This window comes from Zobellella taiwanensis (assembly GCF_003012795.1).
GTDB lineage: Bacteria > Pseudomonadota > Gammaproteobacteria > Enterobacterales > Aeromonadaceae > Oceanimonas > Oceanimonas taiwanensis.
On sequence record NZ_PXYH01000004.1, the window covers coordinates 130,570 to 153,189 of the forward strand.

General features: G+C 64.3%; 19 protein-coding genes and 1 tRNA gene. 13 read left to right on the forward strand and 7 right to left on the reverse strand.

The window, feature by feature from the left end; genetic code table 11:
• Positions 1-74: 74 nt before the first annotated feature.
• The 8 genes from fabZ to tilS all read left to right on the forward strand — a co-directional run bounded on the left by fabZ (position 75) and on the right by tilS (position 11,875).
• The gene (gene fabZ / locus C7I36_RS04255; RefSeq protein WP_106452488.1) at positions 75-536 is read left to right on the forward strand and encodes a 3-hydroxyacyl-ACP dehydratase FabZ; all 462 of its coding nucleotides are present in this window, start codon (positions 75-77) and stop codon (positions 534-536) included.
• Between the two features lie 20 nt (positions 537-556).
• Complete coding sequence (lpxA, locus tag C7I36_RS04260) at positions 557-1,330, forward strand: acyl-ACP--UDP-N-acetylglucosamine O-acyltransferase (RefSeq protein ID WP_106452489.1); 774 nt, start codon at positions 557-559, stop codon at positions 1,328-1,330.
• On the forward strand, positions 1,305-2,474 hold the full coding sequence (gene lpxB / locus C7I36_RS04265; protein ID WP_106452490.1) for a lipid-A-disaccharide synthase: 1,170 nt from the start codon (positions 1,305-1,307) through the stop codon (positions 2,472-2,474). The genes lpxA and lpxB overlap by 26 nt, the downstream gene beginning before the upstream one ends.
• On the forward strand, positions 2,471-3,067 hold the full coding sequence (gene rnhB / locus C7I36_RS04270) for a ribonuclease HII (protein WP_106452491.1): 597 nt from the start codon (positions 2,471-2,473) through the stop codon (positions 3,065-3,067). Before lpxB ends, rnhB begins: the two co-directional genes overlap by 4 nt.
• Positions 3,064-6,537 carry a DNA polymerase III subunit alpha gene (gene dnaE / locus C7I36_RS04275; RefSeq protein WP_106452492.1) on the forward strand — a complete coding sequence of 1,158 codons (3,474 nt, stop codon included), beginning with the start codon at positions 3,064-3,066 and terminating at the stop codon, positions 6,535-6,537. The genes rnhB and dnaE overlap by 4 nt, the downstream gene beginning before the upstream one ends.
• A 9-nt stretch (positions 6,538-6,546) precedes the next feature.
• The gene (gene accA, locus C7I36_RS04280) at positions 6,547-7,503 is read left to right on the forward strand and encodes an acetyl-CoA carboxylase carboxyl transferase subunit alpha (protein WP_106452493.1); all 957 of its coding nucleotides are present in this window, start codon (positions 6,547-6,549) and stop codon (positions 7,501-7,503) included.
• Between the two features lie 137 nt (positions 7,504-7,640).
• Positions 7,641-10,553, forward strand: coding sequence for a ligand-binding sensor domain-containing diguanylate cyclase (locus C7I36_RS04285; protein WP_106452494.1), 2,913 nt, complete (start codon positions 7,641-7,643; stop codon positions 10,551-10,553).
• Entirely contained in the window at positions 10,550-11,875 is a 1,326-nt protein-coding gene (gene tilS, locus C7I36_RS04290; RefSeq protein ID WP_106452495.1) for a tRNA lysidine(34) synthetase TilS, read from the forward strand. Before C7I36_RS04285 ends, tilS begins: the two co-directional genes overlap by 4 nt.
• Before the next feature lie 471 nt (positions 11,876-12,346).
• On the opposite strand, the gene C7I36_RS04300 is transcribed toward tilS, so the two are convergent.
• The 4 genes from C7I36_RS04300 to rcsF all read right to left on the reverse strand — a co-directional run bounded on the left by C7I36_RS04300 (position 12,347) and on the right by rcsF (position 16,696).
• Positions 12,347-13,498: a patatin-like phospholipase family protein gene (locus C7I36_RS04300; RefSeq protein ID WP_106452497.1), complete on the reverse strand. Its 1,152-nt coding sequence runs from the start codon at positions 13,496-13,498 to the stop codon at positions 12,347-12,349.
• Between the two features lie 286 nt (positions 13,499-13,784).
• Positions 13,785-15,497 carry a proline--tRNA ligase gene (locus C7I36_RS04305; RefSeq protein WP_106452498.1) on the reverse strand — a complete coding sequence of 571 codons (1,713 nt, stop codon included), beginning with the start codon at positions 15,495-15,497 and terminating at the stop codon, positions 13,785-13,787.
• A 79-nt stretch (positions 15,498-15,576) separates the two neighbouring features.
• Entirely contained in the window at positions 15,577-16,281 is a 705-nt protein-coding gene (gene tsaA / locus C7I36_RS04310) for a tRNA (N6-threonylcarbamoyladenosine(37)-N6)-methyltransferase TrmO (RefSeq protein WP_106452499.1), read from the reverse strand.
• 43 nt (positions 16,282-16,324) lie between these two features.
• Positions 16,325-16,696: an Rcs stress response system protein RcsF gene (rcsF, locus tag C7I36_RS04315; RefSeq protein WP_106452500.1), complete on the reverse strand. Its 372-nt coding sequence runs from the start codon at positions 16,694-16,696 to the stop codon at positions 16,325-16,327.
• Positions 16,697-16,936: 240 nt separating this feature from the next.
• Here rcsF and C7I36_RS04320 point away from each other — a divergent pair.
• Together C7I36_RS04320 and C7I36_RS04325 are read left to right on the forward strand one after the other, a co-directional pair.
• Positions 16,937-17,010: transfer RNA gene (locus C7I36_RS04320), tRNA-Gly, on the forward strand.
• A gap of 90 nt (positions 17,011-17,100) precedes the next feature.
• Positions 17,101-17,718, forward strand: a complete 618-nt coding sequence (locus tag C7I36_RS04325) for a glutathione S-transferase family protein (RefSeq protein WP_106452501.1) — start codon at positions 17,101-17,103, stop codon at positions 17,716-17,718.
• A 6-nt stretch (positions 17,719-17,724) separates the two neighbouring features.
• Here C7I36_RS04325 and C7I36_RS17840 read toward each other — a convergent pair whose 3' ends face one another.
• Positions 17,725-17,853 (reverse strand): hypothetical protein, encoded by a 129-nt coding sequence (locus C7I36_RS17840; protein ID WP_281258125.1) that lies wholly within the window; start codon positions 17,851-17,853, stop codon positions 17,725-17,727.
• Between C7I36_RS17840 and C7I36_RS04330 the strand changes: the two genes are divergently transcribed.
• Positions 17,843-18,316, forward strand: a complete 474-nt coding sequence (locus C7I36_RS04330) for an EAL domain-containing protein (RefSeq protein ID WP_181256297.1) — start codon at positions 17,843-17,845, stop codon at positions 18,314-18,316. The two genes, C7I36_RS17840 and C7I36_RS04330, sit on opposite strands and share 11 nt — an antisense overlap.
• Complete coding sequence (locus C7I36_RS04335; RefSeq protein ID WP_106452503.1) at positions 18,313-19,158, forward strand: substrate-binding periplasmic protein; 846 nt, start codon at positions 18,313-18,315, stop codon at positions 19,156-19,158. The genes C7I36_RS04330 and C7I36_RS04335 overlap by 4 nt, the downstream gene beginning before the upstream one ends.
• Before the next feature lie 85 nt (positions 19,159-19,243).
• On the opposite strand, the gene arcA is transcribed toward C7I36_RS04335, so the two are convergent.
• Positions 19,244-19,960 carry a two-component system response regulator ArcA gene (gene arcA, locus C7I36_RS04340; protein ID WP_106452504.1) on the reverse strand — a complete coding sequence of 239 codons (717 nt, stop codon included), beginning with the start codon at positions 19,958-19,960 and terminating at the stop codon, positions 19,244-19,246.
• A gap of 424 nt (positions 19,961-20,384) precedes the next feature.
• On the opposite strand from arcA, the gene C7I36_RS04345 reads away from it, so the two are divergent.
• Positions 20,385-20,876 (forward strand): putative 4-hydroxy-4-methyl-2-oxoglutarate aldolase, encoded by a 492-nt coding sequence (locus tag C7I36_RS04345; RefSeq protein WP_106452505.1) that lies wholly within the window; start codon positions 20,385-20,387, stop codon positions 20,874-20,876.
• Positions 20,877-20,883: 7 nt separating this feature from the next.
• On the opposite strand, the gene aceK is transcribed toward C7I36_RS04345, so the two are convergent.
• Positions 20,884-22,596, reverse strand: a complete 1,713-nt coding sequence (gene aceK, locus C7I36_RS04350) for a bifunctional isocitrate dehydrogenase kinase/phosphatase (RefSeq protein WP_106452506.1) — start codon at positions 22,594-22,596, stop codon at positions 20,884-20,886.
• Between the last annotated feature and the right edge of the window lie 24 nt (positions 22,597-22,620).

Here is a 22,620-nt window from a genome sequence, read left to right on the forward strand (position 1 = left end):
CACCGGAGGCCGCGACCGGCCGCACCGGAATCGACTGTTGGGACAAAAAACTAAGCGATTGGTAGGGTTACATTTTGAATAACGAACTGAATCAGTTGGACATCCAGGAAATCCTGGAACTGTTGCCGCACCGTTACCCCTTTCTGATGGTGGATCGGGTGGCCCATTATGAAATCAGCCCCGAGCGCAAGACCCTGCGTGGCATCAAGAACGTCTCTTTCAACGAGCCCATGTTCACCGGCCACTTCCCCCAGAAGCCGGTGTTTCCGGGCGTGCTGATCCTCGAAGCCATGGCCCAGGCCACCGGCATACTGGCGTTCAAGATGGTGGGCAAGCCCAAGCCCAATGAGCTCTATTACTTCGCCTCCATCGACAACGCCCGCTTCAAGCGCCCTGTGGTGCCGGGAGACCAGCTGGTGCTGGATGTGGAATACCTGAAGGAGCGCCGCGGTATCGCCAAGTTCACCGGTGTGGCCACCGTGGACGGCGAGCTGGTGTGCTCCGCCGAACTGATGTGTGCCAAACGCGAGGGCTGAGTGTGAGCGAGTCTAGTGCAGTGATCCATGAAACCGCCATCGTCCATCCGGATGCGGTCATCGGCAAGGGGGTCGAAATCGGCCCCTGGACCCTGATCGGGCCCGAGGTGGAAATCGGCGACGGCTGTCGTATCGGCTCCCATGTAGTGATCAAGGGACCGACCCGCATCGGACAGCGCAACCGTATCTTCCAATTCGCCTCCATCGGCGAGGATTGCCAGGACAAGAAATACGCCGGCGAGCGGACCTTCCTGGAAATCGGCGACGACAACGTGATCCGTGAATCCTGCACTTTCCACCGGGGTACCAGCCAGGATGAAAGCCTGACCCGGGTGGGCAGCCGCAACCTGTTTATGGTGAACGTACACGTGGCCCACGACTGTCGCATCGGCGACGACTGCATCTTCGCCAACAACGCCACCCTGGCCGGGCATGTGCACATTGGCGATCACGTCATCTTCGGTGGCCACGCCGCCATCCACCAGTTCGGTCGGGTGGGCAGCCACGCCTTTATCGCCGGTTGTGCCGCCCTGAACAAGGACGTGCCGCCCTACGTAATGGCCGCCGGCCTCTATGCCAAGCCGTTCGGCATCAACTCCGAAGGCCTGCGCCGGCGGGGCTTTTCCGCCGAGGCCATTGCCGCCATCAAGCAGGCCTACAGGGAAATCTTCCGCAGCGGCAAAACCGTGGCCGAAGTGCTGCCCGTGCTCGAGGCGCTGAACGACAAGCAGCCCGAGGTGGGCATCATGATCGACTTCCTCAGGCAAAATGAACGCGGCATTATTCGTGCCTGAACCACAACGCCCCTTGCGCATCGGAATCGTCGCCGGGGAAGTCTCCGGCGATACCCTGGGGGCCGGGCTTATCCGCGAGATCCGCGCCCGCCATCCGGACGCCATTATCGAAGGCATTGCCGGGCCCCAGATGCAGGCCGAAGGCTGCCAAGCCCTGTTCGAGATGGACGAACTGGCGGTGATGGGCATCGTCGAGGTGCTCGGCCGGCTGCCGCGCATCCTGCAAATCCGCCGGCGGACAGTGCGCCATTTTATCGACAACCCGCCGGACGTGTTCGTGGGCATCGATGCCCCCGATTTCAATATCGGGGTCGAACTCAAACTCAAGCGGGCCGGCATTGCCACCATTCATTATGTCAGCCCCTCGGTGTGGGCCTGGCGGCAGAACCGCATCCACAAAATCAAGGCCGCCACCGATCTGGTGCTGGCCTTTTTGCCGTTCGAAAAAGCTTTTTACGACCGCTTCGACGCCCCCTGCCGCTTTATCGGTCATACCCTGGCGGACCGGATGCCGCTTACGCCCGACACCCGGGGGGCCCGCGAGCGACTGGGGCTGGACTCCGACGGCACCTATCTGGCCCTGTTGCCGGGCAGCCGCCATGCCGAGGTCGGCCTGCTGAGCCCGGTGTACCTGGAAGCCTGCAAACAGCTCAGGGTGCGCCACCCGGAGCTGCAGTTCGTGGTGCCCCTGGTGAATGAAAAGCGGCGCCAGGAATTCCTCGCCATCAAGGAGCGGGTGGCGCCCGGGCTCGACGTTATCCTGGTGGAAGGCCGGGGGCGGGAGGTGATGACCGCCGCCGACGTTATCCTGCTGGCTTCGGGCACCGCTACCCTGGAGGCCATGCTGGCCAAAAAGCCCATGGTGGTGGGCTACAAACTCAAGGACTTCAGCTACTGGCTGGCCCAGCGGCTGGTGAAAACCGAGCATGTGTCGCTGCCCAACCTGCTGGCCGGCCAGACCCTGGTGGCGGAGCTTATCCAGCACGAATGCACCCCGGGCCACCTCGTGGACGAGGTGGACAAGCTGCTGGAGCATGACAATACCGAGCTCATTGCCCATTTTACCCGTTTGCACAAACAGATCCGCTGCAACGCCGACGAACAGGCGGCGCTGGCGGTGCTGGAGCTGGCTGGCCGATCATGACCGACATTCACTATCCTGCCGGCGTGCTGGTGGCCGGTGTCGATGAAGTGGGACGCGGCCCCCTGGTGGGCGATGTGGTCACCGCCGCCGTCATCCTGGATCCCGCCAATCCCATCCCCGGCCTGGCCGACTCCAAAAAGCTCAGCGAGAAAAAGCGCGAGCAACTGGCGCCGCTTATTCGCGAACGGGCCCTGGCCTGGGCCATTGGCCGCTGCTCGCCGGCGGAGATCGATGAACTCAACATACTGCACGCCACCCTGCTGGCGATGCAGCGGGCGGTGGCGGGGCTGGCGGTGCAACCGGGCTTTGTCTTTGTCGACGGCAACCGCTGCCCGGTGCTGCCCATGGCCGCCCGGGCGGTGGTCAAGGGCGACAGCCGGGTGGCGGAGATCAGCGCCGCCTCCATCCTGGCCAAGGTCGCCCGGGACCGGGAAATGCTCGCCCTCGACGCCCGCCATCCCCAGTACGGTTTTGCCCGCCACAAGGGCTACCCCACCAAAGAGCACCTGGCGGCCCTGGCGGCGCACGGCGCCCTGGCCGAGCACAGGCGCAGCTTCCGGCCGGTGGCCCTGGCCCTGGCGGAGGGACCATGACCCCAAGCTTTATTCATTTGCGCGTCCACTCGGATTTTTCGATGGTGGACGGCCTGGCCAAAATAGGCCCCATCAACAAGCGGGTCGGCGAGCTGGGTTACCCGGCCCTAGCCCTGACCGACCAGATGAACCTGTGCGGCCTGGTGCGTTTCTACGGCGATGCCCACGGCAAGGGGCTCAAGCCCATCGTCGGCACCGATATCTGGGTGCAGAGCGAGGAGCTGGGCGAGCAGCAGTTCCGCCTGACCCTGCTGGCCATGGACAACACCGGCTACCAGAACATCACCCTGCTGATTTCCAAAGCCTACGAGCGCGGCCATGTGCAGCACAGGCCCGTTGTCGACAAGGCCTGGCTGGCCGAGCACAGCGAAGGGGTCATAGTGCTGTCCGGCGGGCGCGAAGGGGATGTGGGCATCGCCCTGCTCAAGGGCAACCAGGCCCTGGCGGAGCAGTGCCTGGAATTCTACCGGCAGTATTTTCCCGATCGCTACTACCTCGAATTGCTGCGCACCGGCCGGCCCGACGAAGAGAGCTACCTGCACATGGCGGTGGCCCTGGCCTGGCAGGAAGGACTGCCGGTGGTGGCCACCAACGAGGTGGTGTTCCTCGACAAGGACGACTTCGACGCCCACGAGATCCGGGTGGCCATTCACGACGGCTATACCCTGGAGGACAAGCGCCGGCCGCGCCGCTACAGCCCCGAGCAGTACCTGAAGAGCCCGGCGGAGATGGCCGAGCTGTTCGCCGATATCCCCGAGGCGCTGGAAAACAGCGTGGAGATCGCCAAGCGCTGCAACGTCACGGTGCGCCTGGGCGAATACTTTTTGCCGGACTTTCCCACCGGCGACATGAGCATTGAAGACTACCTGGTCAAGTGCTCGCAGGAAGGACTGGAAGACAGGCTCGCCTTCCTGTTCCCGGATCCGGCGGTGCGCGCCGAGAAGCGCGGCGAATACGACGAGCGGCTCAGGATAGAGCTGGAAGTGATCAACCAGATGGGCTTTCCCGGCTACTTCCTGATCGTGATGGAGTTTATCCAGTGGTCCAAGGATAACGGCATTCCGGTCGGGCCGGGGCGGGGCTCGGGGGCGGGCTCACTGGTGGCCTATGCGCTCAAGATCACCGACCTGGATCCGCTCGAATTCGACCTGCTGTTCGAACGCTTCCTCAACCCGGAGCGGGTGTCGATGCCCGACTTCGACATCGACTTCTGCATGGACCGGCGCGACGAGGTCATCGACCACGTGGCCGAGCTGTACGGCCGGGAGGCGGTGAGCCAGATCATCACCTTCGGCACCATGGCCGCCAAGGCGGTGGTGCGCGATGTGGGCCGGGTACTGGGCCACCCCTACGGCTTTGTTGACCGTATCTCCAAGCTGATCCCGCCGGATCCGGGCATGACCCTGGCCAAGGCGTTCGAGGTCGAGCCCAAGCTGCCCGAGCTCTACGACCAGGACGAAGAGGTCAGAGCGCTGATCGACATGGCGCGTGCGCTGGAAGGGGTGACCCGCAACGCCGGCAAGCACGCCGGCGGCGTGGTGATAGCACCCACCAGAATCACCGATTTTTCGCCGCTCTACTGCGACGAGCACGGCCGCAACCCGGTCACCCAGTTCGACAAGAACGACGTGGAATACGCCGGCCTGGTGAAGTTTGACTTCCTCGGCCTGCGCACCCTCACCATCATCGACTGGGCGCTGGGCATGATCAATCCGCGCCTGGCAAAGGAAGGCAAGCCGGCGGTGGATATCGCCGCCATCCCCCTCGACGATAAGGATTCGTTCAAGCTGCTCAAGCGCCATGAGACCACGGCGGTGTTCCAGCTCGAATCCCGCGGCATGAAGGACCTGATCAAGCGGCTGCAGCCGGACTGCTTCGAGGACATGATAGCCCTGGTGGCCCTGTTCCGCCCGGGCCCGCTGCAGTCGGGCATGGTCGACAACTTTATCGACCGCAAGCACGGCCGGGAGGCGATTTCCTACCCGGACGAGCAGTGGCAGCACGAATCGCTCAAGCCCATCCTCGAGCCCACCTACGGCATCATCCTCTATCAGGAGCAGGTGATGCAGATAGCCCAGGTGCTGGCCGGCTACTCCCTGGGCGGCGCCGACCTGCTGCGCCGGGCCATGGGCAAGAAAAAGCCGGAGGAGATGGCCAAGCAGCGCGCCGGCTTCGAAGAAGGGGCCAGGGCCAACGGCATCGACGGCGAACTGGCGATCAAGATCTTCGATCTGGTGGAGAAATTCGCCGGCTACGGCTTCAACAAGTCGCACTCCGCCGCCTATGCCCTGGTGTCCTACCAGACTCTGTGGCTGAAGACCCACTACCCGGCCGAATTCATGGCGGCGGTGATGACCGCCGACATGGACAACACCGACAAGGTGGTGACCCTGGTGGACGAATGCCAGCGCATGGGGCTCACCCTGTTGCCGCCGGACGTCAACTCCGGTCGCTACCGCTTCACCGTCAACGAGGACGGTCATATCGTCTACGGCATCGGGGCCATCAAGGGGGTGGGCGAAGCGCCCATCGAGGCCATCCTCGAGGCACGGGAGCAGAGCGGGCCCTTCCGGGATCTGTTCGACTTCTGCAACCGGGTCGACCTGAAGCGGCTCAACAAAAGGGTGATGGAAAAGCTCATCCTCTCCGGTGCCATGGACCGGCTGGGCCCGCACCGGGCCTCGCTGATGGCGACCCTGGAAGAGGCGATGAAAGCCGCCGACCAGCATGCCCGCGCCGAGGCCCTGGGCCAGGGCGACATGTTCGGGGTGCTGGTGGAGGAAGAAAATATCGAGCATGCCTTCGCCGATGTCGCGCCCTGGCCGGACCAGGTGTGGCTGGAAGGGGAGCGGGACACGCTTGGGCTCTATCTCACCGGCCATCCCATCAACCAGTACGGCAAAGAGCTGCGCCACTACACCTCGGGCCGGCTGAACGAGGTGCAGCCCACCGGGCGGGATCGCACCACCACAGTGGCCGGGCTGGTGATTGCCGCCCGGGTAATGACCACCAAGCGCGGCAACCGTATGGGCATCCTTACCCTGGACGACAAGTCCGGCCGGCTGGACGTGACCCTGTTTTCCGATGCGCTGGAGCGCTATGAGTCTTTGCTGGAAAAAGATAAAATCCTGGTCATCAGCGGACAGGTCAGCTTTGATGACTTCTCCGGCGGCCTTAAAATGTCGGCACGGGAAGTGCTTGATATCAGCGACGCCCGCGAGCGGTTTGCCCGCGGCGTCCAGTTGAACATCGACAAAAGCCAGATCGATCAGGGCTTTTTCACCCAATTGCTGGACATACTCACGCCGGTCAGGGCGGGCGTATGTCCTGTGCGAGTAACCTATCACCGACCGGGCGCCCGGGCGCAGCTACAGCTTGGCACCGAGTGGCGGGTAACGCCCACCGACGCCATGCTGGCCTCGCTCAAAGCGCTGCTGGGGCAGGATAAGGTTGAACTGATTTTTGAGTAGAGGGGACCTATGAGCCACCATTTTCTGGATTTTGAACAACCCATCGCAGAGCTTCAGGCCCAAATTGAAGAACTCCGTCACGTCAGCGAGGGCGACGCCCTGGACATCGATCTGGACGAGGAAATCCGCCGCCTTGAAGGCAAGCGCGACGAACTGACCAAAAAGGTGTTCAGCAACCTGGGTCCCTGGCAGATCTCCCAGCTGGCGCGCCACCCGCGCCGTCCCTACACCCTGGACTACCTGGAGCTGATGTTCGGCGAGTTCGACGAGTTGGCCGGTGATCGCGCCTATGCGGACGACAAGGCCATCGTCGGGGGCGTGGCCCGTTTCGAAGGACGCCCGGTGATGGTCATCGGCCACCAGAAGGGCCGCGAGACCAAGGAAAAGATCAAGCGCAACTTCGGCATGCCGCGCCCCGAGGGTTACCGTAAGGCGCTGCGGCTGATGGAAATGGCCGAGCGCTTCAAGATGCCGATCCTCACCTTTATCGACACTCCCGGCGCCTACCCGGGCGTGGGCGCGGAAGAGCGCGGCCAGTCCGAGGCCATCGCCCGCAACCTCAAGGTGATGTCCGGCCTGAAAACGCCCATCGTCTGCACCGTGATCGGCGAAGGCGGCTCCGGCGGCGCCCTGGCCATCGGCGTGGGCGACCGGGTCAATATGCTGCAGTATTCCACCTACTCGGTGATCTCGCCCGAAGGCTGCGCCTCCATCCTGTGGAAGAGCGCCGAAAAAGCCTCGGTGGCGGCCGAGGCCATGGGCATTACCGCCGAGCGCATCCACGAGCTCAAGCTTATCGACAACGTGGTGGAAGAGCCCATGGGCGGCGCCCACGGCAACCCGCTGCTGATGGCCGAGCGGCTCAAGGCCCGCCTGCTGGCGGATCTGAACGAACTGGACGCCCTCGACACCGACAGCCTGCTCGAACAGCGCTACCAGCGCCTGATGAAATACGGCTACTGCTAAAAAATGGGGTCGGAGTCAATTTAGCAAAATGCGAAATTGACTCCGACCCCTTTAACGGACCCCTTTAACGCGTTAACGCGCGCTACATTAGAAGCTGCTATATTGGCCCGGATACACGCCGTATAAAGGGATTTTTCATGAGCCGTGCCGTCCGTCCGTTTGCCTTATCCCGCCTGTTCCGTCTTGTCCTGTATGCCTGGCTACCGCTGTTGTTCCTGTGCCGGCCCCTGTCCGCCGCCGATGCGCCGCTCGACGACTATTACCGGGATCTGTGGAATACTCGCAACGGCCTGCCCCACAACACCATCAACAGCATCGCCCAAACGGCGGAAGGCTACCTGTGGTTCGCCACCTGGGAAGGCGTGGCCCGCTATAATGGCCGGGAGTTCCGCACTTTTGAGCGCGGCGCCCACACCGGCCTGCCCGACTCCGGCATCCGCACCCTGGTTCCCGATGGCGAGGGCCTGCTGGTGGCCGGCGCCCGGGGCGGCATCAGCCGTTACCAGCACCAGCGCTGGACGGCGGAGCCGGACTTGCCGGCCATGGTCAACCATGTGCTACGCACCCGGGACGGCCGCTTGTGGTTCGCCACCGAAGGCGGCGGCATCTACTGGCGGCAGGACGGCGAGCTGCACCATCTTGGGGTGGACGACGGCCTGCCCGGCGCCGCCGTGTACCGCCTGCTGGAAGACGAGGATGGCGTTATCTGGGCCGGCACCTCGCGTGGCCTGGCGGTGATCCGCGACCAGCGGGTGCAGGTGGTGGCGCAGATCCCCGCGGCTCCCGTGCTGGCGCTGCTGCTGGACCGCCAGGGCCGACTGCTGATCGGCTCGGAGGAGGGCGCCTATGTCCACGAGCAGGGCGGTTTTAGTCTGCTGCGTCCCGAACTGGCGCAAGAGGCGGTGAGCGCCCTGCTGGAAGACGACAGCGGCGATCTCTTGCTCGGCACCATAGACCGGGGCCTGATCCGCCTGAGCCGTTTTGGCCTGGAGCGACTGGGTCTGGAACAGGGCCTGCCGGATAACCGGGTGGTGTCGCTGTTGCAGGACAGCGAGCGCAACATCTGGGTGGGCACCAACGGCGGCCTGCTGCGGCTGCGCGACGCCCCCTTCACCAGCTTTACCCAGGACGACGGCCTGGCCGGCAACTATGTGCGCACCGTGCTGGCCCACGGCAACGGCAGCATATGGGCCGGCACCAGCAATGGCCTGAGCCGGATCGACGGCGATCGGGTGCAGACCCTGGCGCTGACCCTGGCCGACGGCAGTGTGCCCTCCATCCTCAGCCTGGCCCAGGGAAGCGGCGACACCCTCTGGGCCGGCACCTTTACCCATGGCCTGCTGCGGCTGGAGAACGGCACCCTCGCCCAGGTGATCGACCGGGACCAGGGGCTGGGCGCCAACGAAGTCAGGGCCATACTGCCCGCCGTCGACGGCAGCCTCTGGGTGGGCACCGCCAAGGGCCTGAGCCGGATCAAGGACGGCCGGATCAGCACCTATTACCAGCAGGACGGCCTGCCCGGCGAATTCGTGATGGCGCTGCACCAGGCCGACAACGGCGACATCTGGGTCGGCACCGGGGTCGGGGTGGGCATACTGCGCCAGGGCCGGCCCGACCGTATCGAAGCCCTTTATCTCAACAGCCAGGAAAACGCCGAGTATGCCTTTGGCTTTTACCAGGAGCCGGACGGCAAGCACATGTGGATGACCACCGACCGAGGCCTGCTGCGTTACCGCTACCGGGACGGCAGCCTGTCGATGGTCGGCAAACCCCATGGCCTGCCGATAGAAAAAATGTTCCAGCCGGTGGCGGACCGGCTGGGCGGGCTCTGGCTGTCCACCAACAGGGGAATACTGCGTATCGATCTGGCCGAGGCCCAGCGGGTGGCGGACGGCGAGCGCGACCGTATCGCCTTTGAGCTGCTCGGCGAAGGGGATGGCATGGCCAGCGCCCAGGCCAACGGTGGCTCGGGGCCGGCGGCGGCCCTGGCCCGGGACGGCAGCGTCTGGATTGCCACCGCCAAGGGCGTGGCCCGGGTTTATCCGGGGCGGCTGTCGGAGTTTGGCCAGGCCGAACTGCCGGTAGTGCTGGAGTCGGCCGAAGCCAACGGCAAGGCGGCGGATATCCGCCTGCCGCTGGCGCTGCCGGCGGGGACCGACCGGCTCCAGCTCAGTTTTGCCGGGCTCGGCTATGTGATGCCCGAACGCATTCGCTACCGGACCCTGCTGGAGGGATTCGACCAGGGATGGGTCGAGCGGGGCAGGCAGAACCTGGCGGAATACACCAACCTGGCTCCCGGCAACTATGTGTTCCGGGTGGCGGCGGCTTATCCCTACGGCGACTGGAGTCCGCAGGAGGCCCGCCTGGCGTTCAGCATAGCGCCCTTTTTCTGGCAGCGGCCCCTGTTCTGGCTGCTCGCCGGCCTGCTGGGCCTGGCCGCCATCGGCCTGCTGATGCGGCTGAGGTTGCGCATGCTGCGGCTGCGGGCGGTGGAGCTGGAGCACCTGGTGCGGGACAAGACCCGGGAGCTGCAGCAGCAGTCCCTCGCCTTTGAGCGCCAGGCCCGGGAAGACCAGCTGACCGGCCTGGCCAACCGCCGGGCTTTCGACGAGTGGCTGGCCCAGGCCTTTGAGGCGGCCCGGCGGGAGCACACGCCCCTGTGCCTGGCGGTGCTCGATATCGATCACTTCAAACAGGTCAACGACAAATGGTCCCACGCGGTGGGCGACCAGGCCATCCGCGCCATCGCCACCGTATTGCGCCGGGAAATCCGCACCACCGATTATGTGGCCCGCTGGGGAGGCGAGGAGTTCACCCTGCTGTTCCCGGTGACCGAGCCCGACGAGGCGGTGCGGATTTGCGAGCGCATCCGCCGGGCGATTGCCGACCTTGATTGCGGCGGTTTTGCCGACGGCCTGCACCTGACCGCCAGCCTGGGGGGGGCCGGCGCCCGCGGCCTGGCCAGCGCCGACCGGCTGCTGGCCCACGCGGATCAGGCCCTGTATCAGGCCAAGTCGGAGGGGAGAAACCGGGTGGTGCTGTGGTCATGAAGGGGCTGTATTCCCATTTTTGCGAACGCATGGCCAACCTGCACCCAACGGGGGATCTGTGGGTGGCCTTCAGCGGCGGGCTCGACTCCACCGTGTTGCTGGCCCTGAGCGCCCGGCTGGCACGGGAGCAGGGCAGGGCGCTGACCGCACTCCACGTTCATCACGGCCTGCAGGCGGCGGCGGACGCCTGGCCCGCCCACTGCGCCGCCGTGGCGAGTGCATTGGGGGTGCCGTGCCGTACCCTTTATGTGCAGGTGGCGCTGGGACCGCGCATCAGCCTGGAAGCGGCGGCGCGGGAGGCCCGCTACCGGGCGCTGGCGGCGGAGCTCGCGCCCGGAGACGCCCTGCTGACCGGCCACCACAAGGATGACCAGGCCGAAACCCTGCTGCTGGCGCTCAAGCGCGGGGCCGGGGTGGCGGGGCTGGCGGCCATGCCGGCGAGCCGGCCGCTCGGCGCCGGGGTGCAGCTGCGTCCCCTGCTGGACTGCTCCCGCACACAGCTGGAAGCCCATGCCCGGGAGGCCGGGCTGAGCTGGGTGGAGGATCCCAGCAACGCCGACAACCGCTTCGATCGCAACTTTCTGCGCAACGAGATCCTGCCTAGGCTGCAGGCCCAGTGGCCCTCCTTTATGGATACCCTGAGCCGCAGCGCCGAGCTGTGCGCCGAGCAGAAGGCGCTGGCCGAAGAGCTGGCCGAGGACGACTTGGCCGGCCTGGCCGGAACAGACGGGGGCCTGGCGGTAGCGGCGCTGGCCCGGCTCAGCCCGGCGCGGCGCAACAATGCCCTGCGCCACTGGCTGCAGCGCCGGGGCATCCATTGCAGCCGGGCCCAACTGGCGGCGGTATGGCAGGAGCTGGCCCTGGCCCGGCCCGATACCTCGCCGCGGCTTTTGCTGGGCAGCAAGGAGATTCGCCGCTACCAGGGCGCGCTCTACCTGCCCGAGCCGGGGCCGGCGCCGATCCCATTGCCGGCGCTGCAGGCCGGCACCTGGCTGGACTGCGGAGCCGGGCGGATAAGGCTGGAATGGGTGGAAACGGGGGCGGAACTGGCCGCCGGGCTGGATCCGGCCCGGCTCTGCCTGGACTTTGGTGTACCGGGCCTGCGCGCCCGGCCCCGGGGCAGGGCCGGCTCCCGGCCGCTGAAGAAGCTGTGGCAGGAATACGCCATTCCGCCCTGGCAGCGGGAGCGCATTCCCCTGCTGCTGGACGGCGACCGGCTGGTGGCGGCGGCCGGCCTGTTCATTTGCCAGGAGTATGCCTCCCCCCCGCACCAGCCCGGCTGGCGACTGCGGTGGCAACCCGAGGACGGGCAGAACCACTGAATGGGTGCTGCACCCAGGCCAGGGGTTTCCGCATTGGGGCGCAGGCGGCCCGCCCGCAAGGGGGTTGCACCCAGGCCAGGGGTTCCCGCATTGGGGCGCGGGCGGCCCGCCCGCAAGGGGTTGCACCCAGGCCAGGGGTTGCAGGCCAGGGGTTCCCGTATTGGGGCGCGGGCGGCCCGCCCGCAAGGGGGTTGCACCCAGCCAAGGGTTCCCGCTGCGCGGGAATGCAGGCGAGCCGCCTGCGCTCCGGGGGGCATTCAGCCGGTTTTTGTTAACGACTCTTCTAGCCCCAAAAAGGCGCACACCTCGTCCACGCATTGGGGCGCGGGCGGCCCGCCCGCAAGAGGGTTGCACTCAGGCCAGGGGTTTTCGCATTGGGGCGCGGGCGGCCCGCCCGCAAAGGGGTTGCACCCAGCCAAGGGTTCCCGCTGCGCGGGAATGCAGGCGAGCCGCCTGCGCTCCGGGGGGCATTCAGCCGGTTTTTCTTAACGACTCTTCCAGCCCCAGAAAGGCGCACACCTCGTCCAGCCGCTGGCGGGTATCCTGGTAGCCCAGCTCAATCAGCTCCCGGCAATACTCCTGCTCGAACAGCAAAAAGCTGGCCAGGCCGGTAGCATCGCCGGCATTGACCCCGAACAGCCGCAACAGGCCGCGGATGTTGAAGGGCAGCCGGTGGAAATGGTGGCGGGTAAGATCGTCCAGGTTGCGGCTGGGTTTGAGCACCAGGTTGTCGATGGGGCGCAGGGTCAGTTGATCGCGCTTGCGCTCGGGCACCAGCCGCAGGGTGCTGTTGATGCGCTGCAGCCGCTCTATGTCGGATGTGAGCGCATCGGTAAAAATGGTGTCCAGCAGGTGGCCGGCGATATCCGAGCTGCTGGGATCGCCCGACAGCATGCCCTGCTCGGTGTCGTCACTGGCCAGGCTGACGATCAGGATGCGGTTTGCCCCCAGGTGAATGGCCGGGCTGAGCGGGTTGAGCTGGTGGATGGAACCGTCGCCGAAATAATGGTTTTGCAGCTTGCAGGGTTTAAAGACAAAAGGCAGGGCGCTGCTGGCCAGCAGGTGGGGCGTGGCGATGATGGACGCACGCCCCGAGCGGCCGGCCCTGGCCCAGGGTTGGTGATAGGGCCGGCCCTGAAAAAAGGTGGTGGAGTCGCCGGTTCCGTAGTTGGAGGCGGTGATGGCCAATACTTCCAGGGCGCCGTAGAGCAGGTTGTTGTCGATGCGCTGAAAGTCGATCAGTTTTTCCAGCAGGCGCTCCAGCGGACTGTTGTCGAACAGCGACAGCCGGGTCTGGCTGGGCTTGCCCGCCAGCCCGAGCAGCATCCGCCTGAGGGAGTGGCCCAGCACCCGGCCGGCCTGCAGCCGCAGTACCTGTTCGGTGCGCAGGTGGCGCCAGACATACTCCAGCTTGCGCACTCCCAGGTGAAAACAGGAGGCGTAACAGGCCAGCCCGGTGGCATTGATGGCGCCGGCCGAGGTGCCGCACAGAATGGGGAAGGGAATGGCCTGGCCGCGCGGATAACATTCGGCTATCGCCTTGAGTACCCCCACCTGATAAGCGGCGCGGGCGCCGCCACCGGTCAGTACCAGGGCGCAGGCGTTGCTTGCTTCTTGTTCCATGGCTCTCCCCCTTTTTTGGCAAGTATAAGTGCTTGTTAATGGGGCAGAAAGTGCCTGTTGGCCGGCATGTGAGCAAGCGCAGGTTGTAGGACGGAGCGTGCTCCAGGAGATCAGGGAGTCGGCGCTTCGCGCCAATTTGCGGGCGGGCCGCCCGCGCTCCAGGGGATTAAGGGGGTTGGCGCTTCGCGCCAATTTGCGGGCGGGCCGCCCGCGCTCCAGGGGATTAAGGGGGTTGGCGCTTCGCGCCAACATGCGGGCGGGCCGCCCGCGCCCCAGGGGTTAAAAATTACAGCAAGCGTTGTACCTTGGCCACAATCTCGGTAATGGCCACTTCCTCTTTGTCACCGCCGCGGCGGTGCTTGTATTCCACCACGCCGGTGTCGAGGCCCCGCTCGCCGATGACAATACTGTGGGGCACACCCAGCAGCTCCATGTCGGCAAACATCACGCCCGGGCGCTCCTTGCGGTCGTCAAACAGCACTTCAATGCCTGCGGCGGTCAGCTCGGCGTAGAGCCGCTCGGCCACTTCCTGCACCCGGTGGGATTTGTGCATGTTCATGGGAATAATGGCCACCTGGAAGGGGGCGATGGCGTCCGGCCAGATGATGCCGCGTTGGTCGTGGTTCTGCTCAATGGCGGCGGCCACAATGCGCGACACCCCAATGCCGTAGCAGCCCATTTCCAGCACCACCGCCTTGCCGTCCTCATTGAGTACGGTGGCGTTCATCTTGGCGGAGTAATTGTTGCCCAGCTGGAAGATATGGCCCACTTCAATGCCGCGCTTGATTTGCAGCACGCCCTTGCCGCAGGGGCTGGGGTCGCCCTCGCGCACATTGCGCAGGTCGGCCACCTCGGGCAGCGGCAGATCCCGGCCCCAGTTGATGCCGAAATAGTGCTTGTCGTCGATATTGGCACCGGCGCCAAAGTCGCTCATTACCGCCACGGCGCGGTCCACAATCACCGGCACCGGCATGTTCAGCGGGCCCAGGGAGCCGGGGCCGGCACCGACCACGGCGCGGATTTCCTCTTCGGTGGCAAAGGTCAGCGGGCTGGCCACCTGGGGCAGCTTTTCGGCCTTGACTTCGTTGAGTTCATGATCGCCGCGTACCATCAGTGCCACCAGCGGGGCGTCCGTCTCATCGGATGCCTTGACCAGCAGGGTTTTTACGGTCTGCTCGATGTTCAGGCCGAATTTTTCCACCAGGTCGGCAATGGTTTTGGTGTTGGGGGTATCCACCAGGGTCATGTCCCGGGTGGGGGCATCGGCGGCCGCCTTGGGCACCAGCGCCTCGGCCATTTCGATGTTGGCGGCGTAGTCCGATTCGGTGGAGAAGGCGATGTCGTCTTCGCCGCTCTGGGCCAGCACGTGGAACTCGTGAGAGGCACTGCCGCCAATGGCGCCGGTGTCGGCCAGTACGGCGCGGAAGTCGAGGCCCATGCGCTCAAAAATACGGCTGTAGGCGTCGTACATATCCTGGTAGGTCTGCTGCAGGCTTTCCTGGGTGGTGTGGAAGGAGTAGGCGTCCTTCATCACAAACTCCCGGGAGCGCATCACCCCAAAGCGCGGGCGCACCTCGTCGCGGAACTTGGTCTGGATCTGGTACAGGTTCAGGGGCAGCTGCTTGTAGGACGCCACCTCGTTGCGCACCATGCTGGTGATCACTTCCTCGTGGGTGGGGCCCAGCACAAAGGGCCGGTCGTGGCGGTCCTTAATGCGCAGCAGCTCGGGGCCGAACTTGTCCCAGCGGCCGGTTTCCTGCCACAGGTCGGCCGGCTGCACCACCGGCATCAGCATTTCAATGGCGCCGGCCCGGTTCATTTCTTCCCGCACAATGGCGGCGACCTTGTTCAATACCCGCAGTCCGCTGGGCAGCCAGGTGTAGAGGCCGGAGGCCAGCTTGCGGATCATGCCCGCGCGCAGCATCAGCTGGTGGCTGATGACTTCGGCATCGCTCGGGGTTTCTTTAAGGGTGGAAAGCAGGTATTGAGTGGTACGCATGCGCTTGAACCTTGTTGAGCGTGAATCCATAAAAGAAGGCGATTGTAGCAGGGGGCAGGGGCGGGCAGAAGCCCCGCCCTCATCCCTCTTGCTCCAGGCTCAGCACCCGGGTCAGGTGGCCGAAAACCTCGTAGCGCACATTGTAGTGATACAGCCGCACCCCGTATTGCTGCCAGCCCTGCCCGGTTTTTTTGTAGGCCGGGCGGGGGTCCTGCACCAGCACTTCGGTAATAAAGGCCCGCAGCTCGGGAATGTCCGACTGCCGGCAGGCCTGCTCGGCGGCGGCGGTGAAGATAACTTCCATGCTGATGTCGGGCGGCGCCGGGGCAAAGCCGCCGCGCGCATCCGCCACCGCGTCCGCCCAGGGCAGATAGGGCTTGATGTCGACCACGGGGGTGCCGTCGACCAGGTCGGCGCCGCCCAGTTCCAGCCAGACCTTGTTGCCGTCCCGGCACATGTCGAGCAGCTCCACCACCGACAATCCCAGCGGATTGGGCCTGAAGGTGGAGCGGGTGGCAAATACCCCTACCCGTTCGTTGCCGCCCAGCCGGGGCGGACGCACCGTGGGTTTCCAGCCTTGCTCCATGGTTTGGTGAAACACAAACACCAGCCACAAATGGCTGAACTCGGCCAGGCCGCGAAAGGCGCTGGGCTCGTTGTAGGGGGGCAGCATTTCCAGCCGGGCTCGGGCGCCGCCCACCAGCCCCGGTTGGCGCGGCACCGCGAATTTTTCCTTGTAGGGAGACCGGATAATACCGATGGGATCCAGGTGGATGGCGGTCATAAATCCTCTGAAAAACGGCTTTGCGCTATCGGCTGCAAGCCGCTTACGGCTTGTTGACTGTAATGGCCTGGCCCGTGCACAACACCTGCTCAATACAGCCGGGCATGTCGTCAAAGCGGATGCAGCTGTCCAGGATCAGGCCATTGGCGCCCATGTCGGCCGCCCGGCGGCGGATGTGGGCCCGGGCATCGGCCACCTTGGGCGGCGCTTCCTGGGCCTCCACCTGGCAGGCTTCGCCTTCCACCGACCCCAGGGTAACGTAGTTGACTCCCTCCAGTTCGGCCTTGGTATACAGGGTTACGCCATCTCCCTTGTAGTATTCCTTGATGCCCTCGGGGGAAACGTTGCTGTCAAAGCCCCAGCCGGCGCAGCCGGAAAGGGTGAGGGCGGCCAGGGCAATACCGAAAATACGCATGATAAGTCCTTAATATCAAAGTGAGTTGCTTCTATTCTGCACCATGGCGCGCCGCCCGGAAAGCGGCAAGATGGCCACTGCGCCACTGGTCTCCTGCCAAGGCCCGGCCCGACCCGGATTGGCGCGACGCGGCATGACTGGTGCCGGTGCCCTTTGCTCGTTATTTGGCGGAATATTGCGCAGTCGGCCGGGCGGGGGATTGCCAGCCGGCCAAAAGTCTTTATATTGGCTGTCTGCCCGGCGGGTGTAGTTCAATGGTAGAGCAGAGGCTTCCCAAGCCTACGACGAGGGTTCGATTCCCTTCACCCGCTCCAGTTTTGCTTCTGTGTTTATCCCCCCGTTGTGAAATCCTCCGTCCTGGTGCATGGTCTTTGGCTGTTTGAACCGGATAACGAGGGAACAACATGAAACTTTACGAATTCGCTCCTGCCCCCAATGCGCGCCGGGTAAGCCTGTTTTTGGCCGAAAAGGGAATTGAAATCGAGCGGGTGCCGGTGGATGTGCGTGGCGGCGCCAATTTAACCGATGCCTTCAGGGCCATGAGCGCCAACGGCAAGATCCCCTTGCTGGAGCTGGATGATGGCAGCTACCTGTGCGAGTCGGTGGCGATCTGCCGCTATCTGGACGAGACCTTTCCCTCCACGCCGTCCTTGTTCGGCGATACTCCGCTGGCGCGCGCCCGGATTGAAATGTGGCACCGTATTGTGGAGCTGGACGGCCTGTTGCCGGCGTTTCAGGCTTTTCGCAATATCAGCGGCGTTTACCAGGACAGGGAGCACTGCGTGCCGGAATGGGGCGAGGAGTCCAGGCGCCGGGTGCGGCAATTCCTGCCCCGGCTGGAGCATCGCCTGTCCCGGTCTCCTTATGTGGCGGGGGAGCAGTACAGTGTCGCCGACATCGCCGCCTACGTGCTGGCGGACTTTTGCGTGCAGCGCTTGTCCATCACGCTCGACGAATACCCGTACCTGCAGGCCTGGCTGGCCCGGATTGAGGCCCGCCCGGCATTGCGCCGGCCGGGCTGACGGGGTTCAAATTCCCTGCTGCCACTGTTGTTCGCCGTTGGCCAGGGCCTGGGCCAGGGTGTCGATACCCGCATCGGGCAGGGTGTCGGGGCGGCGGCTGAGTGTGTCGGTGAACGTGTCGCCGGTGCAGTTCAAGGATGCCGACTTTGTCGATCTGGTGGCCCGCTGCCTGGAGCAAAGCGGGCTGGAGGGGCGTTATCTCAAGCTGGAAATCACCGAGCGGCTGCTGCTGTCGTCTTCCGACTCGGTACGGCAAAAGTGCGAGCGGCTGGCGGCCATGGGCATCCGGCTGGCGATGGATGACTTCGGGACCGGCTATTCCTCGCTCAGCTATTTGCGCGACCTGCCCTTCGACATTGTCAAAATCGATCAGAGTTTTGTCCGCCACATGACCCGCAACAGCCGCGACAAGGCGCTGGTGCGGGGCATTATCGACCTGGCCCACCAGTTGGGCATGACGGTGATCGCCGAGGGGGTGGAAGAGCATATCCAGGTGGAACTGCTGACCCGTTTCGGCTGCGATTTGATGCAGGGGTACTACTTCAGCAAGCCGGTACCGGCGGAGCTGTTGTTCAGCCAGGAGGAGGCGCCCACATGAGTCGTTGGCTGCTGTGGTTGTGGCTGGTGGCGATGCCGGCAGCGGCATTGGAGATCACCCACCGGCCGGCGGAAAGCGGCCAGGATCAACGGGTGAACTACTTTGTTGCCCTGCTGGCCCTGGCGCTGGAAAAAACCGCGCCGGATCACGGTCCGGCCCGGGCCCGGCCGTTTGACCAGCCCCTGTCCCAGGCCAGGGCCTTTGAAATGGTGGCCCGGGGCGAACTGGATTTGGTGTGGAGCATGGCCAGCCGGGAGCGGATGGACAAGGCCAGGGCGGTGCCGGTGCCCTTGCTGAAAGGCTTGCTGGGATACCGGGTGCTGCTGGCGCACCCCCAGTCGCTGGCCCGGTTGGGCGAGATCGGATCCTTGTCGGCATTGGGCGGTTTTACCGCCATTCAGGGGGAGGGCTGGCCGGATGTGGACATATTGCGTGCCAATGGCCTTGAGGTGCAGACGGCAACCGACTATGACGGCATGTTCCGCATGGTGATGGGCCGGCGGGTGGATTATTTTCCGCGCAGTGTGGCCGAGGTCTGGCCCGAGCTGGCACGGCATTCGCCCCAGGCGCTGGCGGTGGTGCCCGGGCTGGTGCTGTATTATCCGGCGCCCATTTACTTTTTTGTGCACCCGGACAACCGGGCGCTGGCCGGGCGGCTCGAAACCGGCCTGCGCCGGGCGGTGGCCGACGGCTCCTTTGAACGGCTGTTCCTGGCCCAGGAAGAGCACCGGCGGGCGTTGGCCTTTATTGGTGCCCCCGGTCTGCGGCGGCTGGCCCTGGAAAATCCGCTGATGCCGGATTTTGTGCCGCCGGCGGATCCGCGGCTATGGCTGGGGCCCTGAAGGGGAGATGGCCTTGCCCGGGGCGCAGGCGGAGCGCCTGCATTTGAAAAGAACAAAGCCCGGAGTGATCCGGGCTTTGTGGGTATCAGGACTCCAGCTCGCCGCAGAAGCGGTAGCCTTCGCCGTGGATGGTGGCGATGATTTCCGGGGTGTCCGGCAGCGACTCGAAGTGCTTGCGGATGCGGCGGATGGTGACGTCCACGGTACGGTCATGGGGCTTGAGTTCGCGGCCGGTCATTTTTTTCAGCAGCTCGGCCCGGCTCTGGATCTGGCCCGGATGCTCGCAGAAATGGACCATGGCGCGAAACTCGCTGCGCGGCAACTTGAACACCTCGCCGGTGGGGCTGACCAGGGCGCGGCTGTTGATGTCGAGGGTCCAGCCGTTGAAGCGGTAGGCTTCCACCTGCTTTTCCTCTTCCTGGGCGTCGGGCGCCTGCATGGTGCGGCCCAGCAGGTTGCGGGCGCGAATGGTCAGTTCGCGGGGGTTGAACGGCTTGGTGATGTAGTCGTCGGCACCGATTTCCAGGCCCAGGATCTTGTCCACCTCGTTGTCGCGGCCGGTCAGGAACATCAGCGCCAGGGTGTGCTGCTCGCGCAGCTCACGGGCCAGCAGCAGGCCGTTCTTGCCGGGCAGGTTGATGTCCATGATCACCAGGTTTATCTTGTTTTCCGACAGGGCCTTGTACATTTCTTCGCCGTCGGTGGCTTCGAGTACCTGGTAGCCTTCGGCTTCGAAGATGCTTTTGAGGGTGTTGCGGGTGACCAGTTCGTCTTCAACGATAAGAATGTGAGGTGTCTGCATGAGCGTACCTGTTTTTAGATGTAAAAATGATGTCTGTGCCAACAGCCGCCGGAACGAGGCCGGTCATGTAGGGAAAAATCGTGTAACTAAATTACGCGATCTACTCCTAAATGCCTAGTGTGAAACCTGTGCCATACTGCTGTTTTTTAGCCGTTTTTATTTGCATCCCATGCAGTTACTGCGTCATACCCAACAAAATTCATGGACGGGACGAACAGAGGTCCATTAGGTGAAGTTGTCTTATTTTAACAGTTAACAGGGGCATAACAACAGTCTGCAATCAATATTGTTAAATAGTTTTATGAAGCTAATTGATCCAGGTCAAGCGGCGATTTAACAAAAGCCGGTGTATGTTATAGGGCGGCTGCAATTGTTGTCGCCAGGGCCCCGCCGGGGCGAAACAGGATCACACCAGGGAGGAAGCATGCTCGATTTATTGCCGGATTTATGTGATGAACACGCGGACAAGGTGCGGGTACTGGAGCCCCTGTTCCGGGATTATGGCGGCGAAACCCTGTTCTGGGGCCAGGCGGTCACGGTGCGTTGCTACGAGGACAATTCCCGGGTACGCGAACTGGTGGCCACGCCGGGCACCGGCAAGGTGCTGGTGGTGGATGGCGGCGGCCTGTTGCGCTGTGCGCTGCTCGGCGACATGCTGGCGGAGCTGGCGCTGCAAAATGGCTGGGAAGGCATAGTGGTGCATGGTGCCATTCGCGACGCGGGCACGCTGTCGACCATGGCGCTGGGCATCAAGGCCCTGGCCGCCTGCCCGCTGCGCTCGGAAAAACGCGGCGAGGGCAGCGTGGAGGTGGCGGTGACTTTTGCCGGCGCGACCATCCACCCCGGCGACTACATTTATGCGGATCTCAACGGCATCCTGGTGGCGCGCGAGCCCCTGAGTCATCCGCAACTGTGAACCGGGCTCAGGGGTAGCGGCAGCAAAAGCGCTGCCGCCGCCGGTAGGGGAAGACATCGACAAACTGGCCCGCGGCAATGTTGTGTTGCAACTGGCGCCAGTAGCCGGCGCTGAACAGATCCTGGTGCCGGGGGCTGAAGGCGGCGCGGATACGCGGATTGCACAGCAGAAAGGTGCGAAATTCCTCGGGAAAGACATCCCGCGGGCCCACCGAGTACCAGGGCTCGGCGCTGAGCTGGTCCTGCAGGTGGCTGGTTTTGGGAATATCGCGGAAGTTGCATTCGCTCATGTAGGCGATTTCGTCGTAATCGTAAAAGATCACCCTGCCGTGGCGGGTGACGCCGAAGTTTTTGAACAGCATGTCCCCGGGGAAGATGTTGGCGGCCGCCAGCTGTTTCACCGCGCTGGCGTATTCGTCCAGGGCGTCGGCCAGGGCGCCGTTGTCCGCCTGCTCCAGGTAGAGGTTGAGCGGGATCATGCGCCGCTCGGTATAAAGATGGCGGATGATCAGCCGGTCGCCCTTGATGCTCAGCAGCGAGGGCGCCAGTTGTTGCAGCTCGGCCAGCAGTGGGGGGCTGATGCGGTGCAAGGGCAGTTCGAAATTGGTGAACTCCATGGTGTCGGCCATGCGCCCGACCCTGTCGTGCTGCTTGACCAGCCGGTATTTGGCCTTGACGGTGGCATGGTCCACCTCCTTCGGCGGGGTAAAGCTGTCCTTGATGACCTTGAACACCACCCCATAGGAGGGCAGGGTAAAGACGCACATCACCATGCCCTTGATGCCGGGAGCTATGACGAACGCGTCCCTGCTGTGGGCCAGATGGCGGAGGTAGTCCCGGTAAAAGGCGGTTTTGCCGTGCTTCTGGCAGCCGATGGCGGTGTAGATTTCGTAATCCGCCTTGTTGGGCAGCAGCGGACGCAGAAAATGCACCAGCAGCGCCGGGACCGGGCACCACACCATGAAGTAGGCGCGGGCGAAGCCGAACAGGATGGAGGCGTCGTCGTGGCTGATGAGCAGGGTATCGATTACCAGGCCGTCGTCCTGATGCAGCAGCGGCAGGATAAAGGGCAGGGGGCGGCCGGCCTGCTCCAGGCGGCCGATAAGGTAGGCCCCCTTGTTGCGGTAGAACAGGGTGTTGACCAGGGTCAGGGTAAAAGGCCCGCCCTGGGGCCTGGCCTCGGCCAGGGCCAGGGCAACCCGGCGCAGATCCCGCGCCAGATCCACAAAGGGCCTGGCCAGCCCGAAACGATGCAGCACCTCGGCCAGTACCGCCTCCAGGGTTTCCGGCGTCAGCCGGTATTGCCAGGTGCAACTGCCCAGATCCGGCTCGGGATCGCGTTCGATGAAACTGTGCACATAGAGGTTTTCGGCGCGGATGTTTTTGTGGCGCAGTGAACGCCGGTATACCGAGTTGTAGAACGACTCGGCTATCTCGGGGTTGGGGTGGTGGGTAAGCAGATCGTTGAACGCCTGCTTCAGTTCCTTGAGGCCTTCCTGGCCGAGGGGGGCGCCGCCCATGTGGTCGCTCACCGCCTGCAGGGTTTCGTTTACATGGTGATCGTAGAGGCGGATACGCTGGCGCCCAGCCAGCTGCACGCCCAGCCAGTCCCGGGTTTCGAACCTCACCTTGGCGCCTTGGGTGATGTCGAGAAAACGACGGTAGAAGGCGTCGAACCTGTCCATGATGATGGTGGCCAATTCCCTGGCGTTGCCGTGCATGATGAGCTTCCCTGTTGCGATGCC

Excerpts from the sequence above, each read along its gene's own strand:
- dnaE (WP_106452492.1), top strand. The coding sequence starts at position 3,064 with ATGACCCCAAGCTTTATTCATTTGCGCGTCCACTCGGATTTTTCGATG.
- rnhB (WP_106452491.1), top strand. The coding sequence starts at position 2,471 with ATGACCGACATTCACTATCCTGCCGGCGTGCTGGTGGCCGGTGTCGAT.
- C7I36_RS04335 (WP_106452503.1), top strand. The coding sequence starts at position 18,313 with ATGAGTCGTTGGCTGCTGTGGTTGTGGCTGGTGGCGATGCCGGCAGCG.
- aceK (WP_106452506.1), bottom strand. The coding sequence starts at position 22,596 with ATGCACGGCAACGCCAGGGAATTGGCCACCATCATCATGGACAGGTTC.
- lpxB (WP_106452490.1), top strand. The coding sequence starts at position 1,305 with ATGAACGCGGCATTATTCGTGCCTGAACCACAACGCCCCTTGCGCATC.
- accA (WP_106452493.1), top strand. The coding sequence starts at position 6,547 with ATGAGCCACCATTTTCTGGATTTTGAACAACCCATCGCAGAGCTTCAG.
- C7I36_RS04325 (WP_106452501.1), top strand. The coding sequence starts at position 17,101 with ATGAAACTTTACGAATTCGCTCCTGCCCCCAATGCGCGCCGGGTAAGC.
- C7I36_RS04345 (WP_106452505.1), top strand. The coding sequence starts at position 20,385 with ATGCTCGATTTATTGCCGGATTTATGTGATGAACACGCGGACAAGGTG.
- rcsF (WP_106452500.1), bottom strand. The coding sequence starts at position 16,696 with ATGCGTATTTTCGGTATTGCCCTGGCCGCCCTCACCCTTTCCGGCTGC.
- C7I36_RS04300 (WP_106452497.1), bottom strand. The coding sequence starts at position 13,498 with ATGGAACAAGAAGCAAGCAACGCCTGCGCCCTGGTACTGACCGGTGGC.
- C7I36_RS04285 (WP_106452494.1), top strand. The coding sequence starts at position 7,641 with ATGAGCCGTGCCGTCCGTCCGTTTGCCTTATCCCGCCTGTTCCGTCTT.
- arcA (WP_106452504.1), bottom strand. The coding sequence starts at position 19,960 with ATGCAGACACCTCACATTCTTATCGTTGAAGACGAACTGGTCACCCGC.
- tilS (WP_106452495.1), top strand. The coding sequence starts at position 10,550 with ATGAAGGGGCTGTATTCCCATTTTTGCGAACGCATGGCCAACCTGCAC.
- tsaA (WP_106452499.1), bottom strand. The coding sequence starts at position 16,281 with ATGACCGCCATCCACCTGGATCCCATCGGTATTATCCGGTCTCCCTAC.
- C7I36_RS04305 (WP_106452498.1), bottom strand. The coding sequence starts at position 15,497 with ATGCGTACCACTCAATACCTGCTTTCCACCCTTAAAGAAACCCCGAGC.